We start from the raw sequence: 17,440 nt of genomic DNA, 5'->3' as shown, positions 1-17,440 counted from the left end.
GCAAGGATTATCTTTATGAGGCAAATAAATAAGCGACACAAAAATTATTTGAAGTGCGTGCCTAATGACATAAAAATATGATAGTTTGTAAGCATCATAATTTACACTGTACTAGTGATGTAGTCAGGCTATAATACAACAGTAAATTTATCCGCGAAAGCGTGTTAACAGGTTCGTTTTTAATTCTATCTTTATGTTACTAAGCCAAACAGAAACATCGAAATCTGCTGCTGAGCTTGCCTTTGTGCAGGTGGCGCTACCTGTGCCGCTGGATAGATTGTTTGAGTATTCGTGCTCTGCGAAAAATTTACACGCCTTTCAAAATGGCTGTAGAGTTGTGGTGCCTTTTGGTAAGAAAAGCCTTGTGGGAGTAGTCGTTAGTAGCGCAGATAAGAGCGATTACGATCTCGCAAAAATAAAGCCCCTCACTAGTTTGATAGATGAAACGCCAGTTTTTTCAACAAGTATGATAAAACTGGCGAACTGGCTAGCTGACTTTTATATTTACCCCGTGGGCGAAGTATATGCCAGTATGCTGCCTGTTTTATTGAGAAAGGTAAGCAGTACAAAGGCGCTGGCAAAAAAAGTCATCAATGAAGACACAAAAGCTGATACCAATGAAGAATTAAAAACTATCAGTGCAGAACTGCCTCTACTTGCACAATTATGCGCGCATCAAGTCAGCGAAGAAGACATCAAAAAACTGCATAAAAGTAAACGTCAGTTTGCTTTATTTCAAGCACTAAAAGAACAGCCACTGGCGCTTTCTCAAGCGAAGGCTGATTACTCCCCAACTATCGTAAAAGGGCTGATAGACAAGTGCCACGCGTATATTGAAGAAACCCCGCCTGAACTAGGTTTGTGGCCAACACAAGCTGTTTTAGCTGAGAAAAAACGTGCTAATCCGGAACAAGCCATAGCCATTGCTAGCATAAATCAAGCCACTGAGTTTACGGCGTTCTTGCTCGAAGGGGTCACCGGCAGCGGTAAAACAGAGGTTTACTTACAGGTTATTGAAGAAGTGCTGCTGCAAGGTAAGCAGGTGCTAATTTTAGTCCCGGAAATTGGATTAACACCACAAACGTTGCGCCGTTTTGAACAACGCTTCGGTAATATTGTTGCGGTTTGGCATTCAGCACTGACCGATCTTGAGCGCTTAACTGTGTGGCAGCAGGCAAAATATAACCAAATAGGCATTGTTATCGGCACGCGTTCTGCGGTGTTCTTGCCTTTAGCAAAGCCGGGTATGATTATTGTGGATGAAGAGCACGATGAATCTTTTAAGCAGCAAGACACTCTGCGTTATCATGCCAGAGACGTAGCGGCTTACCGGGCTAAGCAGGCGAACATAAGTTTAGTGTTAGGTAGCGCCACACCTAGCCTTGAAAGTTTACATAATGCGCTTAGCCATAAATTTAGGCACTTGAGCTTGAAAAAACGCGCTGGCAGCGCCAGTTTACCTACCCAGCATCTACTTGATCTAACAGGTGTGCCGCTTGAGGCTGGTCTTGCGCCCAGCATGCTGGTGCGAATTGAACAGCAGTTAAGCCAAGGCAACCAAGTGCTTGTTTATGTTAATAGAAGAGGTTACGCGCCGGCGCTTATATGTAAACAGTGTGGTCATGTTGAAAGTTGTAAAGACTGCGATAATCCTTACACGGTGCATTTGAGTTCACATAATTTGCAGTGTCATAGATGCGGTCAATATCAAGATTATGTGTACAAATGCCGCACGTGTCATTCAAGTAATATCACCACTCAGGGGATCGGTACAGAGCAAATTCAGGATATGTTAGCCAAGCGCTTTGCCAACTATTCATGCGTGCGCATTGATAGCGATTCCACCAGGGGTAAACGAAAGTTAAACGAACTGTTGAGCGCCATTGGGCAAAATAAACACCAGTTGCTCGTTGGCACGCAAATTTTGTCTAAAGGTCATCACTTTCCCAATGTGACCTTGGCTATTATCTTAAACGTTGACGCTTTTTTGTTTAGCAGCGACTTTAGGGCACCTGAAAAACTGGCGCAGCTTGTTACCCAGTTTAGCGGTCGCGCGGGCAGGGCGAATAAACCAGGCGAGGTATGGTTACAAAGCTATCAGGTGGGCCATCCTTTACTGCAAGATTTAGTCAATAATGGCTACGAACAGTTTTCTCGGCTACTGTTACAAGAGCGAAATCGCGCTAATTTACCGCCTTTAGCATGGCAAATAGCTTTGCGTGTCGAGCACAGCGACACCGCGCTTATCATGCTGTTTATGCAGTATGCAAACCAGCTATTGGCGCAATTTAGCCAGCTAAGCTATGTGGGTCCTTTTCCCGCTGGCGTTGAAAAGAAGCAAACGCGGTATCGCTTCATCACTGTGGTGCAAAGTAGTTCTCGTCAGTATTTAAACCGTGCTATGACACAGGCAAAGCAGGCTTTAGGAGAACACAAGTTAGCGGCGAGAATGCGCTGGAGCATAGACGTAATGCCCAGTGATTTTAGTTAAAATACTACAGCAATCTTCCTGTAAATTTCCTATACTGTGCGACCACGATTACATTATCGCGTATTCACAATCATAAAAAAGTAGCATCATATTATGGCTCAAAAAGATTACGTACAAAGATCTCAAGCAAAAAAGCAGGCGGCGAAACGCAGTGCTCGTAACAGCAGTTCGTCAATTAATGCCCCTGTGCCTTGGTTAAAGGTCGGTGCTGCTCTATGCGTGGTGGGTCTGTTTATTTTTGGACTCTATCGACTTGGCACGACAAGCGATGTAGGCGCTGGGGGTGTAAGTGAACCCCTTGTGGATAGGCAAAACAATGATGGCAATGATTTAAACGCAGCCCAAATGAATGAAAACACGCTGGAGACTGTGATAGAAGATGAGCCCCTAGAGCTTGAAAAACTGCCCGTGCTGGGTGAGGAAGAGTGGGCGTATATAGATTCCCTACCCGATTACTCGGTGGAAGTAGATGCCACAGGACCAAAGCAAAGCTCTCAAGACTCTATATTACAGTGTGGTTCATTTAGGACGATAGAGCGAGCCGAAACCTTGCGAGCGAAAATCGCATTTCAAGGACTGGAATCAAGGATAATCAAAAGCGATGGTCGCAATGGCATTTGGTTCAGAGTAGTGCTTGGGCCGTATGAGCGTAAACGTGAAGCAGAAAGGCAACGTCATCAGCTTCGCAGCGCAAATATAAACGAATGTAAAATTTGGTAGTAAAGCTTGGTTATCTTGTTGTAATCGTTTTACACCAAGTCAATACACACAAATCATAATATCTTGTGGTAAACGGCTTGAAAATATAAACAATTCCCCCACCTCTTTACTACGTTTATGTCGCTTGGATTACGTCAAAAGCATTTTTAGGCTTAGGTTTTCTATGTGAACACATCATTTTGAAAAAGAGGGCTGCGCCCTTATTTGCGCTTTCCACAGGAGATAAGAATGACCACTATTGTTTCAGTGCGCCGAGGCAATCAAGTTGTAGTAGCCGGTGACGGGCAAGTATCGCTTGGCAATACAGTAATGAAAGGTAACGCGCGTAAAGTCCGTCGCTTATATCATGACAAAGTACTGGCGGGCTTTGCTGGCGGCACCGCCGATGCATTTACCTTATTTGAACGTTTTGAAAGCAAACTTGAAAAACATCAGGGTCATCTTACGAAAGCAGCGGTTGAGCTCGCTAAAGATTGGCGTACTGACCGCGCGCTTCGCCGCTTGGAAGCCTTGTTAGCGGTGGCTGATCATTCGGCCTCGTTGATAATTACGGGAAACGGCGATGTTATTCAGCCCGAAAATGACCTCATTGCAATAGGTTCGGGCGGCCCATTTGCTCAAGCTGCGGCAATTGCTCTATTAAACAACACTGAGCTGGGCGCAATGGACATCGCCCACAAAGCGCTGTCGATAGCAGGCGATATTTGCGTATTTACTAATGGCAACCACACCATAGAAACCCTCGATTACTAAATGCTACTGAGCCGCGCTTTTATCGCGCTGACAAGTCTGCCTATAAGGAATACTGATGTCTGAAATGACGCCTAGAGAAATTGTACACGCGCTTGACAAGCATATTATAGGTCAAGCCGATGCCAAACGGGCTGTATCAATTGCGCTGCGTAACCGCTGGAGAAGAATGCAGCTTGAGCCAGAGCTTCGTCAAGAAGTCACGCCTAAAAATATTTTAATGATTGGCCCTACGGGCGTAGGTAAAACGGAAATTGCACGGCGTCTAGCTAAGTTAGCTAACGCGCCCTTTATTAAAGTAGAAGCAACTAAATTTACCGAAGTGGGGTATGTAGGCAAAGAAGTAGAATCTATTATTCGTGATTTAGCCGACATTGCGGTAAAAATGACCAAGGAAAGTGCCGCTGTAAAAGTTAGACATCGCGCCGAAGAGGCGGCAGAAGAGCGTATTTTAGATATTTTAATTCCGCCAGCAGAGAGTCCGTCAGGTGAAAAAGCGCCCGCTGAAGACAGAGGCGCTCGGCAGGTATTTCGTAAGAAGTTGCGCGAAGGCACGCTTGATGACAAGGAAATAGAGATAAGCGTATCGTTGCCTCAAGTGGGCGTGGAAATAATGGCGCCTCCTGGCATGGAAGAAATGACCAACCAGCTTCAGGGGATGTTTCAAAACCTGTCGGGTGATAAAAAGAAGAAAAAAAGGCTTAAAATTAAAGACGCCTTTAAACTCTTAGTAGAAGAAGAGTCTGCTAAGCTCATTAATAATGAAGACTTAAAAGAAAATGCCATTGAATCTTTAGAGCAAACCGGCATTGTATTTATAGATGAAATTGACAAAATATGTAAGAGCGGCAACAACAGCGGCGCCGATATATCACGCGAAGGCGTACAGCGTGATTTATTGCCCTTAGTGGAAGGCTCTACGGTGTCGACTAAGCATGGTATGGTTAAAACTGACCATATCTTGTTTATTGCCTCGGGAGCGTTTCAAATGTCAAAGCCCTCTGACCTTATTCCTGAATTGCAGGGCCGTTTACCTATTCGCGTAGAGTTGTCAGCCTTAACAACCGGTGATTTTGTGAGAATACTAACCGAGCCAAAAGCGTCGTTAACTGAGCAGTACAAAGCACTGCTAGCCACTGAAGGCGTCGGGGTTACTTTCGATGAGTCGGGCATAAAGCGTATTGCAGAGGCTGCTTGGCAAGTGAATGAAAGAACTGAAAATATTGGGGCTAGGCGGCTGCATACCGTGCTAGAACGCTTGATGGAAGATATTTCCTTTGAAGCCTCTGACAAGTCGGGTGAATCATATATTATTGATGAAAGCTACGTAAATGAGCACTTACAAGCGCTGGTAGACAACGAGGATTTATCACGCTTTATTTTGTAAGCTAGTGTGTTAACTGATGCCTTACAAGTCTGTGTTTAGCAAAACTAACACAGGCTTTTTTATGTGAGACTTAATAAAATTAAAGCAGCTTAGGATAAGCAACGTAAGCAGATACTTCACTAAAAAGCAAACTGAGCTTTTGCATAAACAACACTATCAACGCTATCGCTTTGCATAGCAAATGAACGCTTAGCGACGGACCCCCCCACTTTAAGCAACCAGTTTCCAACAGGTTTTTGATAAAAGCCTGATAGTTCAAGCACTTCTTCGGTATTGCCGATGGTAATTACGGGTGAGGGTTTACTAGCATCTTCATTAAGCGTTACGCTTCTGAGGTATAACTCCACAGTATCGCCGCTTTGGAAGCGAAAATTTGTGCCTAGGGTGATTTGTTTCGCGTCGCTGTCAAAGGTGCTGCCTATGGCTCGCTTATATAGCCGATAGCCATCGGTATACTGGCTATCTTCATAAAAACAGTCGTTTACTTGCGCATTCGTACCGCACGAAACCGTTGTATTACTGGTTTCTAGAAACACTTTTGCACCTTTAAAGTAAGTTGAAATGCCAATTAGGTTGGCATTGTCGCTCACTTTAAAGTGATTTGAGACGTCTTCACCTGCGCGCTGAACATAAAAAGTGACCGGGCGCTCGAATAATTGTGCCGTGTAGCTTATATCAAAGCTCCCAATGTGATTGCCAGACTTGCCGCGCAGCGATTCATCGCATTGCTCACTGCCGTTTACGCAAAGTGTTTGAAAGGTAACCACGTCTAAAAAATCCTCAAAGCCATTATTCACACCGTCGCCGCCCCACATCGCCACCCAAGATAAGCCAAGCTCTAAGCCTTTAATAGGCCGGGCGTTTAATCTATTCATAAATATTTTTGCGTTTGGCACTGCACGGTCCTTTTCAAGTTGACCTATCTGCGTGGTGAAGTACCAAGGACCTATCCAGCTAAAGAATGGATTTTGTGAGGCTGTGTTAACCGAGCGAGAAAGTGCAAGAGCTTTAATGGGGCGTGCATTGTTGCTTAGTATTAAGCTTGATGATTGCGCCGGTCCCCACCACTGGTCGATAGAGCCTAAGCGTAAATTCCAGTCGCCAAACTGATAGGCAATAAAGCTGTTGTCTAAGTAAGTTTTGCTTGAGCCACTGTTAGTATGTGACATTGCTAACTGACCCGAGAAACGGCCAAAATAAAATTCACTCGAAGCGGTAATTTTGTTTGTACCCTCTACACCGTCGTCTAAGCTACGGAATCGTACGGTGTCGCTAGCGCCTTGCAGGCTAATGAAACGACGATTTTGCTGCTGTTTGTTTAGATATAAATAGTGATTTAGGCGCAAGTAGGCCTGCAAAGGGCGAAAGGACATTCCATCTGTAGATAAATCAGACAAAGCAATCGCCACGCCTTTCCACGGCACAGGAAAAGTATTTACGGTGGTGTCTAAATAACCCCATTCAACCAAGGTTTGCAGATCATAATGAAGCTGTTTGTCTTGGGTGCCAATGTAAGCAGAAGCCTGTGCTTTTGGGTTCAATAACATACAGGCGAGAATAAGGGCCGCTAACAATGAAAAACGATTGAGAATCAAACTATGTCCTTGAAAAGTGCTTGCAGAAAAACGTAAAAAGTAGTTCCTTAAATTATATCCCAAATATGCTCAACAGTGCATTACTTTACCCCGATAATACTGGACAAGATTGTGACAGTATTTGGTATGTCAGTTTATTTCTCATAATGAGCGAGCCGGCCATTTTAGCTGAAGTTATGAAACTTAACAGCACTAACAGCACTAACAGAATTGACACATTTTGCCTGCGACTGGGCAAAGACCTGCTATTTTCAATTGCGGCTGTCGATAATAATGGCAATGTTGCCCTGAAGTTCAATTTCTGCTGCAATAAATTGAACTTCTACTGAGGTTTCCTGACCTAACATAATATCAATCTTCGGTGAAGCTTTGTATGGGGCCTGGACCGCTCCAACCGCCGCCCCAAGCGCCGTTTACTTGCTTGGTGTCGATTAACGATAATTGCGTTGTTTGCGTTTTAATAATTACTCTCCATAGTGGATGTTGAGCAAAAGTGTTAAAATGTGAAACGCGAGTAATGATTAATTGAATTACACATCCTTGTGCTGTTATCTGCGTCATTGCAGTGATTATTATACTAGCCAAGGAGAGCCTTTCACGTAACTGACCAAAAGGCTTGAATGTTATTTTACATAAATAAAAAGGAAGTTAGTGGATTCTCTTACACAAAAACGGGTTTTGAGCCTAAGCCTAAGCTTGCTGATCTTGCTGACGTTAAGCTTAGTGCCCCTCAAAAGCCGGGCGATTGACGTTGCTATTAATGGCGTCGATTCCTCGGACATAAGAGAAAACATCACATTATTTATAAAACAGCTTGATTTGCCTGTGTCTGAATTTGATGTTGACGACTTTGAGAACAAAGCCACTAACAAAGCGCAGAAAGCGATCCAAGCATTTGGCTACTACAACGCTGATATTGATGTAATGCCTGTTCAATATGCCAAAAATGGTGACTTTACGCTTACGCTGAATATTACGCTTAAGCAAATTACGGTCGTAAATAGAGTAATACTTCAGGCCGACTTTATGCGCTCTTCAAACGAGCAAACACAAAATATGCCGCAAAAACTATTGAGTGTAATTGAGCAGGTTCGCGCTATGCAAGGCAAACCACTAAATCACGATTTGTATGAGAGCTTAAAAGGACAGTTAAGTACATTTGCTTTGTTATATGGTTATTTCGATTTTAAATTTTTATTACATAAGCTCATTATTCTGCCAAATGCTAACGGCAGTGCCAGCGAGGCAACCGTGCATTGGTTGTTTAATTTAGGCGAGCGCTATCGTTTTGGCGATGTCGAATTTCTGCAAGAAACTCGTGGCGAAACAATTGCTAAAAATGTAAAGCCTTTCACTAAAGGTGCGTTTTTTGATCAGTCCAAAATTGGTCAATATTCAATAGATTTAGCTAGCACTGGTTACTTCGATAATGCGATTGCACGAGCAAACGCCAGTAGAAGTGTTGATAAAATGGTGCCAATTGAATTAATACTGCAGCCCAAACCCAAAGATTCGTATCAATTAGGACTTGGTTTCTCAACTGATACAAAAGCTAGAATTAGTTTCGACTGGCGACGCCCATGGGTAAATTTAGAAGGTCACTCGCTTGGCGCTAACGTGTATTTATCGAACCCTAGAAAAGCATTGAGTCTTGAATACAGAGTCCCTAAGGCTAATCCATTAAATGACTTTTTAAACTATCGAATTAGCCTTAAAAGGACAGATGAAAACCAGACCCAAAGTGATAACGTCAGCTTTGAAGTGTTGAGGCAGTGGGGCGCAGAACAAGACAACGACTGGGATAAAATAGGCTTTGTGAAGGTAGAGCAAGAATCGTTTATACAAGGCTTGCAAGATAAGCGAACCACGCGCTTAGTTATGCCCGGTTTTACATATAACCGAACCCGTAAAGACGGTGATATTTTTGTGAACTGGGGCGATCGTCAGCAGATTACCGTGCAGGGCGCGAGTGAGAGTGTGCTTTCAGATATCGATTTTTTAAAAGTGATGGCAAAGACAAAGTGGATCAGGCAGTTTGATAAGCACCGCTTTACGCTCAGAGCCGATGCTGGTGCTATTGCCACCAGTGATTTCACGCGGGTGCCCTCAACCCAGCGGTTTTTTGCCGGTGGTGACCAAAGTATTCGTGGTTTTGGATATAACGAAGTGTCTGAATTTGAAATGGTCGAAATAGACGGTAAACTTGAAAAGGAGTTAGTAGGAGGCAAGTACTTAGCGGTGGCAAGCGCAGAGTACGCTTACAGGGTGGCTGAAAAATGGCGAGCGGCCGTTTTCATAGACGCTGGAAGTGCCAACAGTAAGTTTGCCAGTGATATATCAACAGGCGTCGGCGTTGGCGCTCAGTGGCTCTCGCCTATAGGTGATGTGCAAGTATATGTCGCGCGCGGTGAGTCAAGCTTTGAACGCAGTTGGCGGCTGCACGTAATAATTGGTCCGGGCTTATAAACATGAAAGTAGTCAGTGTTACTAAATACCTCAGTTACGCATTTTTAGCCGTATTAGCCCTGTTGAGCTTGGTGATAATGCTCATCCTTTCGCCCTTTGGCGTCAAAGCACTCATTGGGTTTGCAAATGATCAGCAAGGACTAACGATTGAGAATGTTTCTGGTAGCTTTTATTCGCAGGTGAGCATAGGCAAAGTCATATACGCTAGCCCCCAAATTAACATTACGGGAGATGCGCTTGAGCTTGAGCTTGGACTTCATTGTTTATTTTCGGTGAAAGCGTGTATCGATAATATAAGTGCGGTTAAGCTAGAAGTTGTGCTGATTGAAAATACAGCGCAAAGTGAACCTTCAACGCCGTTTAGCGCATATATAGAACTGCCTGTTGCCGCCTATTTGAGTCGGCTCCATTTGACTGAGTTGACAGTTTATGCCCAAAAAATTGAAGCAGAAAAGGTATTGGTAGCGAAACTAAAAAATCTAAGCGCGGCTGCGTTTATGCATAAACAATTGGTGCTTAACGAACTCAATGTAGAAGACCTTACGCTTATGCTTAGCGCCGAATCAGCAAATGCGACTAATGCGAAACGTCCACAGCAGAGCAAAAAGCCGCAGCACTGGATTGATGTAATTAAAAGTGCACAATACACGCCAATAGTGCTGCCAAATATATTCGTTCCTATCAATGCAGAAGTACAAAAATTCACTATAGCGAATTTTTGCTTGCAGCCCAGTGATACAAAAATCGAAGCAAGGTGCACGGGACAAACCCAAATAAGTGCAAGTGCAAAGAGCCAAACGCTTAGTCTTAATTTAGTCAGTAAACCCATCGAGCAAATAGCGTCGAGTATTAATGTAGATGCCACAGTCGACCTTGCTGATGCATTTTCACACGACATAAGCGTACGCTTATTACCCAACAGTCAATACAGTTCAAAACAGGCAGAGCCTTTAGTTGTGAATCTTACGGGCAATGTTAGCGAAGCTAGCGTCAGTATATACTCAGCAAAAGTTAGAGATAACATACTCACCTTAATTGCTCAGTTCAATGTTTCAGATCCTAATTTACCTCTTAAAATTGAACTGGCTGCTAAGCGTTACCAGGACGTGATAAGTGCTTGGGTACCCACGTTGAGCGTGCCTATTTCAAGCGTAACAGCGTCAATAACAGGTAATATTTCCGCTTATGAAGTTATCGTTTCAGCGAATATTGACAGTGGCCAGGCCAGTGATATAAAGCTAAATGGCGTAGTGTCGTTAAGCGACAAAGATATTAGAATTAATCAGTTAACGACAAGCGGTGACATAGGTATTTTGACCGCTAGCTTTGAAGCTAAGTTAAGCCAATTTGGGGAAGTAGATGGCGTATCTATAGCGAGTGAACTTGGGTTTGAAAAGCTGCAGTTGAAGCCTTTAGTGCCGCAAGTTGACAGTCAACTTAACGGCAATATAAGTGTTAACGCAAATATAACCCCCACACAGCTATGGGGCAGCCTAAACTGTCGCAAAGTACAGGGTATGCTGCTAGGCTACAATTTATCTTTGCTGTGTGATGTCGCCATTAGTAAAGCTGGCTTGATTGAGGTTAACGCGCTTAATCTTAGCCAAGGTGACAATGTTATTAAAGGAAATGGTCAATTTCAGCTGCCCGAGGGTTTACACACGAGCCGCTTAAGCGCATCGAACCAATCAAGCGCAGCGAGTCAATCAAGCACGTCAAGCAGCAATGTAGACTCAAGGTGGGCTGCGCGCACTACGACGGACCTTCTGTTTGATCTTGATCTACGTGATTTATCCAGTTTACACCCTAGCGCTAAAGGCGCTGTGTTAGGCAAAATTCAGGTAATGGGTCAGGCGGACAAGCCAGTTATTGCCGCAAATGCGAGCATTGAAAAGTTCCAGTTTGGCGAGATTGGCATTCAACAAGCGCAAATAGACATTAGCATAGACGCGGCAGATAACTGGCAAAGTGATGTTAGCGTTGTGTCACAAGAAATTTGGCTTGAGTCGATGCTAGCGCAACAGGTAAGCGCACGCTTACAAGGAAATCTATTATCACATACCCTTAGTGTTAGCTTGATGCACCCAAATTACTCACTTACTCATGAATTTAGCGGCGCAGCCATCGTGAATGAAGACAATTGGCGCTGGTTAGGAAGCTGGGACAAAGGCGAATTTAGCGCTGCTTTTGATACTTTCACACTAGAGAAGCCAAGTAATATTCGCATTAGTCAACATAGCGCTAGTCTTAGGCCACACTGCTGGTTGTCTAGGGTGCTAAGCAATGGCGCTGCAAATAGCAACAGCGCGCCAAATACGATATCCGCTAGTACATTTTCAAATAACAGTAACAAGGCATTATGCATTGAACAACTGCAGTACTCGAGTGAACTTACCCAAATTAACGCTAAGCTGGCATATAATCTGAAAGTGCCACTGCTGCATTATTTCCCAGACATCGTTAAACAAGGCACCAGCTTGGCATTTACCACCGACATAGAGCTCGACTACTCGCCGCTTAAAGGCATCGATCTTGAGGCCTACATGCTAATGACTCAGGCCAATATTACGAGTAGTAAACACAATATAGAGTTGGTAGCGGTAGTGGCTAACGCAAACATAAAGGATCAAATCCTAAAAACTAATGTGTTTGCAGGCACCAAATCAACGGGGGCCATTGGTCTTAATTCAACATTAAGTTTAGACCTGAATAACACGACACACACAGGGCACTTGAGCATTGACAACTTCATGCTATCGCCGCTGCAGCGTTTTATTCCCAACATAGAAAAGTTAACAGGTACATTGGCGGGCAACTTATTGTACGACGGCCCAGTGCTTGAGCCAGATTTAAACGGCGAATTGCGCATAAGTGATGTAGAACTGGTGGCTGATAATTATCCGTATCCGCTGACCAACTTTAATCAAACCATTATTGTTTCTAATAAAAAAGCTAACATTGAAGGAGAATTTGAGCTAGGCGCAGGCACTGCAAATTACTCGGGTGTGTTAACTTTATTTGATCAAGACAAGCCTTTTTCGTTTGTAGGTGAAATTGACGGAGTAGGCATGCAGCTTGCGTTTGCTGGCAATGAAGTGTTGGCATCTCCTTCCTTGAAAATTGCCTTAGACCCCAGTAACTTTAGCTTACAAGGCGAGGTGACTATTCCAAACGCGCAAATAAAAATTGATGAATTACCAGAAACCGCAAAATCACCCAGCCGCGACACCATTATTATCGGTAAAGTGCAAGAACCGCCTATTTTGCCTATTGGCCTAGACATAGACGTACGCTTCATAATTGACCCGCCAAAACTTAAGCGGGTAACTATAAACGCACTCGATTTAAAAGCCAGTTTAGCGGGTGATTTACGCGTGCAGGTGAGGCAAAAACAAAACCCAGAAACGAATGAGTTTTCACCACTTGAAACGTATGTGTATGGTTCGTTAAATGTACTAAACGGTAGCTATGAAGCTTATGGGCAGAACTTGCAAATTCAAAAAGGTGCGATCTTTTTCAGCGGTGCGCCCAGTTTACCGCAGTTTGATATAACCGCAGTTCGCAATCCTTTAAACACCGCTGACAACGTTGTGGCCGGCATTCGCATAAGCGGTAATCCGGTGGTGCCCAAAGTTGAGCTGTTCTCTGAGCCCGTTATGATCCAAGCCAGACAGCTGTCTTATTTACTGCAAGGCACCGATATTAGCGGCGGTGAGGGTCAGGTCCAAGATGTCATGCTGGTAAACATGCTGGTTAACTTTGGCGTTGGCAACAGCGAGAACGGTGTAAACAGGTTTGGTAAAAGTTTAGGGTTTGATTCGCTAAATGTGCAAACCGCAGGGCAGGGCACCAATACACAGGTGCAGTTAACGGGTAGGATATCAGACAATGTTCAAGTGATTTATGGCGTTGGACTATTCGACCAGGCTACCCAAGTTATTTTGCGCTACCAACTGCTGCCTCAAATGTATTTAGAGGCGAAAAGTGGTGCAACTAGCGCTGTTGATGTGTTTTACGAGTGGACAACCCGAGAATAATAACGTTAAAACCGCAGCAAGGTAGTGTTGACTTTAACATGTTGCAATAGCGTGTTAAGCGCTTTTACTTAGCAGTTCACGGTAGTACCTAGCCACAAGTGCATGGCGATTTCGAATGTCGAGTTTGCGGTAAATATTGGCGCAATGAAACTTCACTGTGCGCTCGCTTATGAATAGGTCACAGGCAATTAACTTATTGGGCAAACCATCCACAATCTTTAATGCAATTTGCTTCTCTCTAATTGACAATACTTCTATATTACTGAGCATAGTACTCTTCCTTTTACGTGTAGTTTAGGTTGACGTTGGGTTATTGATGAGGGGTAAATTATCGATGGCATAGTTAATTTCGGCTAAACCATTATTCGATAACGCGAACACTTTATTGGCGGTGGCGATAGTGTGTGGTCTATGCGCCACCATTACAATAGTGGTGTGTAGGGTCTTTAGGTGGGCACATATTTGCGCCTCTGTTACAAGATCTAGGTGGCTAGTTGCCTCATCTAGCACCAGTAAATCGGGCTGTTGATACAGCGCTCTTGCTAATAAGATACGTTGTTTTTGACCGCCGCTTAAGCTGTCGCCCATGTCGCCAATTAAGGTTTGATACTGCATAGTCATGGCCATAATATCGCTGTCTATACAAGCAAGTTTGGCTACTTCGACTACGCGGCCAATGTCGACTTTTTCAGCAAATTGTGAAATATTTTCTATTACACTGCCGCTAAGTAACTGATCGTCTTGCATGACGGCGGCAATACTCTGATGCGTTCTGCTTTTTGGAGAAAATGCTGCACCATTGAAAGAAATATGGCCTTTGTCGGTGGCCATTAAGCCCAGTAAACAGTTCAACAGTGAGGTTTTACCACAGCCACTTGCGCCCACAATCGCAATAAAGTCGCCAGAATTGATATGAATAGATAAATGTTCAAACAGCCAAGGCTGGTTGCTGTGATAGCGAAAGCCAATATTGCTAACATTTATAGTTGCGCCACTTTGTTTCGCAGCACGTAGTTTACTTAACTGTGCTTGTGCATGCGCTGAGATTGCGCTTAGATGATCATTAGGGATCTCGGGAGCTTGATGCACAATGTCTTCAATACGGTTTAAATGCACGCTCAATATTTTATAGTCTATCCACATTTCAATTAGGCTAATAGATGAACCCACAAAACGCGATTTATAGCTCATAAACGCAAAAAGCATGCCTATTGTAAATTCGTTTGCCATCACCAGTGTTGCTGCTACGTAAACCACGACAATATTTTCAATGCCAAAAAGCACCTTATTGCCAATAGAAAAGCCGATATTCCACTGCCCCAATTTAATGCGCTGATTAATGTTGCTAATTAAAAAGTTAAGCCATTTTGCGTGGGTGGGGGCGCTTGTGTTAGCTAGTTTTATAGTACGAGCTGCTCTTATAGACTGCATAAAAAAACTTTGCTGCTGCGCATCGCTTTGCAAAATTTGTTGATTGAGTTGTTTAATGGGATGAAATAAGGCCCAGCGGCCAAGGCTGTATAGCACGACGACTGCGATAACGATAAAGGCCAACGTGGGTGAGTACATGAACATCACGACTAAAGTGGCAATGCTCAGCAGTCCGTCAATTAATGCTGTTACTAAACCTTGGGTTAAGGTATCGCGCACTGGCTGCAGTGAGCCAAATCGGCTGACAATATCGCCCATATGACGGCCTTGAAAATAGGCCAAAGGCAGGCTTAATAAATGTGCCAATACACTGCTTGAGATATGTAAGTTAAACGCGTTGGAAAAGCGTAGCAAGACGACTTCGCGCAGCCAAGTAGTCGCACTTTCTATGACTAGCAATAATGCAAAACCCAAGGCTAGCACCAAAAGCAGAGACTGTGACGAAGTCGTTAATACTTTATCTACCACGGTTTGCATATAAAACGGCGCTGCTAAGGCGAACACTTGAATCAGTAATGACAGCCCAAACAAAAAGCCAAGCTGCTTTTTTATGCCCTGTATGGGCTTAGCAAAGTCCCACAAAGACAAGGTGTTAGGTTTTGCATTAGGCGCAAATTTATGGTCTGGCCTTAGCTCCAAGGCAACGCCGGTGAAGCTCTTACTAATTTGTGACCAGCTGAGCTTACGTTCTCCAATGGCTGGATCGCTAATGTAAACATAGCGCCTGCTAACTTTTGTGAGCACCACAAAATGCGAAAAATCCCAGTGTAAAATAGCCGGTCGCTGCAGTTGACTTAGTTCCTTTAGATCTAGTTTTAATGCCCTGCAGGACATACCTAAGGTTTGTGCATAGTTAATTAGCTGGTGCATGCTTAAGCCTTGCTGACTAGCGGGCATGATGGCGCGTAACTCTCTAAGCAGTATATGCTTGCCAAAATAGGAGCTAACCATGCTTAAGCAGGCAATGCCGCACTCACTTGCTTCACTTTGCATGACGAGAGAGACGCTTCTTGGCCACGTAAAGCGTAGTTTAGAAAACCACTGCGCGCTAGTATTGCCGCTATCACTGGCACTGGCGTTCATATGACTACGTTCTTAGCCGTAAATTCAGGGCGAGCAATGTCAGATAAGGGTTTCAGTAGCCAAGTCAAAATAGTGCTTTCTTGTTTATTAATCGAGGCACTTATGCTCATGCCTGAGCGCAGCGATATGCTGTCAATGCTAGATAATGGCGGTGTATAGTCAAGCTCGACATTGACTAAATATAGCGCTTGGTTGGTATTAATCGTTACTCCGTCTATGTCTTGAGGCGCAATAACCTGCTCAGATATGTGCGAAACAGTACCGCTTAAACTGCCAAATTTTTGATAAGAAAAGCCATCTACTTTGATCTGCACCTGCTGGTCAAGCTGTAAAAAAGCGACCTGATGCGAAGCAATAGCAAGCTGTACAAAGTAGTTTGGGTATACAGGCGCAATTTGCGTGATTACTTGGTCAAAAGAAACACTTTTCCCCACAGCAATTTGCAAGTTGTCAACAAGCCCGCTACTGGGCGCGGTGACGGTAATTTGGGTATCGCTTAGCAGTGCATCTAATTGCTGCTGGGTTTGAATATTGAGTAAATTTATTTCGTGATCAATTTGTGTTTGCTGCTGCTTATTAGTGAGCTGCTGTTCGCGTAAATCATAGTGGTTTGTTTGGATCGTTTGAGCGCGCATAAACAGCTCAAAGTCTTGTTGATGCAGCGACAGCATTTGTATTTCGCTTTGCTCTAACTGCGTTAAAGAAATCAAGCCTTGAGCCACTAAATTTTTTACCATCTGCCATCTTTGTTTAGCAGTATCTAGCTGAATTTGATGTTTATGCTGATGGTATTCTATTTTGGCCAGTTGTTCGCCCGTTTGGGCATAGCGTAAAACAAGCCCTTGCAGTGAAAGCATCGCAGATGCGCTATTTTGCTGTAAAATAGCCAAGCGATTACTTTGTTCTTGTAAAATTAGTGTGCGCTTAGCTTCAACGCCGACATCGCCAAGTGCTTGTCCCATTGAGCGGGCAATTATGGCAATAGTTTCGCCGGCCTCAACTAACGAGCCGTTGCTGACCAATACTTGCTTTACAATGCCAGCCGATTCTTGGCTACGTACTTCAATATTGGGTGTTTTAGTATTTATCCAGCCAGTGACATTAATGGTTTCAAAAAAGGACTGCGTGCTAAGGTATATAACAATGGCTATCAGCAGGGTAAGGCTGCATATAGACAGCATCACTTGACTAAGCTTAGGCAGCATACATACACCACCGTATTGCTGTAAAAAGCTTGCATCTATAGCGTCTTGCCTAAACATAGAAGGTGCTGGCTTTTTGTTTTGACGCTGATGGGGACCGGGATTTTTGCTGTTATCTAGGTCTTCATGTTTGCTCGTTTCAGCAGAAGTAGGTTGCTTCATCAAAATCCTTTTCATAAGCTATTCGGCGAAGGGTGTACAAGCTATCGCCGTCATTGATTAATTTGTAGCCTAGGAGATAAGGTGCGTGATGGCTGTCAGATATGGGACAAATGTAT

At 43.8% G+C, this 17,440-nt stretch carries 11 protein-coding genes; 6 read left to right on the top strand and 5 right to left on the bottom strand.

All coding sequences use genetic code 11. From position 1 onward, the window contains the following. Nucleotides 1-193: 193 nt before the first annotated feature. The 4 genes from GPUN_RS12090 to hslU all read left to right on the top strand — a co-directional run bounded on the left by GPUN_RS12090 (nucleotide 194) and on the right by hslU (nucleotide 5,348). Nucleotides 194-2,491: a primosomal protein N' gene (locus GPUN_RS12090; protein WP_006007183.1), complete on the top strand. Its 2,298-nt coding sequence runs from the start codon at nucleotides 194-196 to the stop codon at nucleotides 2,489-2,491. A gap of 93 nt (nucleotides 2,492-2,584) precedes the next feature. Then, nucleotides 2,585-3,211, top strand: a complete 627-nt coding sequence (locus GPUN_RS12085) for an SPOR domain-containing protein (RefSeq protein WP_006007181.1) — start codon at nucleotides 2,585-2,587, stop codon at nucleotides 3,209-3,211. A gap of 228 nt (nucleotides 3,212-3,439) precedes the next feature. Next, nucleotides 3,440-3,964, top strand: a complete 525-nt coding sequence (gene hslV / locus GPUN_RS12080; RefSeq protein ID WP_006007179.1) for an ATP-dependent protease subunit HslV — start codon at nucleotides 3,440-3,442, stop codon at nucleotides 3,962-3,964. A 55-nt stretch (nucleotides 3,965-4,019) separates the two neighbouring features. Next, complete coding sequence (gene hslU, locus GPUN_RS12075; RefSeq protein WP_006007177.1) at nucleotides 4,020-5,348, top strand: ATP-dependent protease ATPase subunit HslU; 1,329 nt, start codon at nucleotides 4,020-4,022, stop codon at nucleotides 5,346-5,348. Between the two features lie 119 nt (nucleotides 5,349-5,467). Here hslU and GPUN_RS12070 read toward each other — a convergent pair whose 3' ends face one another. Beyond that, complete coding sequence (locus GPUN_RS12070) at nucleotides 5,468-6,943, bottom strand: capsule assembly Wzi family protein (RefSeq protein ID WP_006007175.1); 1,476 nt, start codon at nucleotides 6,941-6,943, stop codon at nucleotides 5,468-5,470. 351 nt (nucleotides 6,944-7,294) lie between these two features. Further along, nucleotides 7,295-7,528 (bottom strand): hypothetical protein, encoded by a 234-nt coding sequence (locus GPUN_RS12065; protein WP_006007171.1) that lies wholly within the window; start codon nucleotides 7,526-7,528, stop codon nucleotides 7,295-7,297. 66 nt (nucleotides 7,529-7,594) lie between these two features. On the opposite strand from GPUN_RS12065, the gene GPUN_RS12060 reads away from it, so the two are divergent. Continuing rightward, the gene (locus GPUN_RS12060; protein ID WP_040521078.1) at nucleotides 7,595-9,409 is read left to right on the top strand and encodes an autotransporter assembly complex protein TamA; all 1,815 of its coding nucleotides are present in this window, start codon (nucleotides 7,595-7,597) and stop codon (nucleotides 9,407-9,409) included. Nucleotides 9,410-9,411: 2 nt separating this feature from the next. Further along, complete coding sequence (locus GPUN_RS12055) at nucleotides 9,412-13,446, top strand: translocation/assembly module TamB domain-containing protein (protein WP_006007165.1); 4,035 nt, start codon at nucleotides 9,412-9,414, stop codon at nucleotides 13,444-13,446. A 54-nt stretch (nucleotides 13,447-13,500) separates the two neighbouring features. On the opposite strand, the gene GPUN_RS12050 is transcribed toward GPUN_RS12055, so the two are convergent. The 3 genes from GPUN_RS12050 to GPUN_RS12040 are packed head-to-tail and all read right to left on the bottom strand — an operon-like array spanning nucleotide 13,501 to nucleotide 17,324. After that, nucleotides 13,501-13,716 (bottom strand): response regulator transcription factor, encoded by a 216-nt coding sequence (locus GPUN_RS12050; RefSeq protein WP_006007163.1) that lies wholly within the window; start codon nucleotides 13,714-13,716, stop codon nucleotides 13,501-13,503. Between the two features lie 24 nt (nucleotides 13,717-13,740). Next, nucleotides 13,741-15,960 carry a peptidase domain-containing ABC transporter gene (locus tag GPUN_RS12045; protein ID WP_006007161.1) on the bottom strand — a complete coding sequence of 740 codons (2,220 nt, stop codon included), beginning with the start codon at nucleotides 15,958-15,960 and terminating at the stop codon, nucleotides 13,741-13,743. Continuing rightward, nucleotides 15,957-17,324, bottom strand: a complete 1,368-nt coding sequence (locus GPUN_RS12040; protein ID WP_006007158.1) for an HlyD family secretion protein — start codon at nucleotides 17,322-17,324, stop codon at nucleotides 15,957-15,959. Before GPUN_RS12040 ends, GPUN_RS12045 begins: the two co-directional genes overlap by 4 nt. Between the last annotated feature and the right edge of the window lie 116 nt (nucleotides 17,325-17,440).

The organism is Glaciecola punicea ACAM 611, from assembly GCF_000252165.1.
GTDB lineage: Bacteria > Pseudomonadota > Gammaproteobacteria > Enterobacterales > Alteromonadaceae > Glaciecola > Glaciecola punicea.
The sequence above is the reverse complement of the archived record's forward strand: the minus strand, read 5'-3'. Positions and strand labels throughout refer to the sequence as shown.

Coding starts and splice junctions, on each gene's coding strand:
- GPUN_RS12090 (WP_006007183.1), top strand. CDS start 194: ATGTTACTAAGCCAAACAGAAACATCGAAATCTGCTGCTGAGCTTGCC.
- GPUN_RS12085 (WP_006007181.1), top strand. CDS start 2,585: ATGGCTCAAAAAGATTACGTACAAAGATCTCAAGCAAAAAAGCAGGCG.
- hslV (WP_006007179.1), top strand. CDS start 3,440: ATGACCACTATTGTTTCAGTGCGCCGAGGCAATCAAGTTGTAGTAGCC.
- hslU (WP_006007177.1), top strand. CDS start 4,020: ATGTCTGAAATGACGCCTAGAGAAATTGTACACGCGCTTGACAAGCAT.
- GPUN_RS12055 (WP_006007165.1), top strand. CDS start 9,412: ATGAAAGTAGTCAGTGTTACTAAATACCTCAGTTACGCATTTTTAGCC.
- GPUN_RS12050 (WP_006007163.1), bottom strand. CDS start 13,716: ATGCTCAGTAATATAGAAGTATTGTCAATTAGAGAGAAGCAAATTGCA.
- GPUN_RS12045 (WP_006007161.1), bottom strand. CDS start 15,960: ATGAACGCCAGTGCCAGTGATAGCGGCAATACTAGCGCGCAGTGGTTT.
- GPUN_RS12040 (WP_006007158.1), bottom strand. CDS start 17,324: ATGAAGCAACCTACTTCTGCTGAAACGAGCAAACATGAAGACCTAGAT.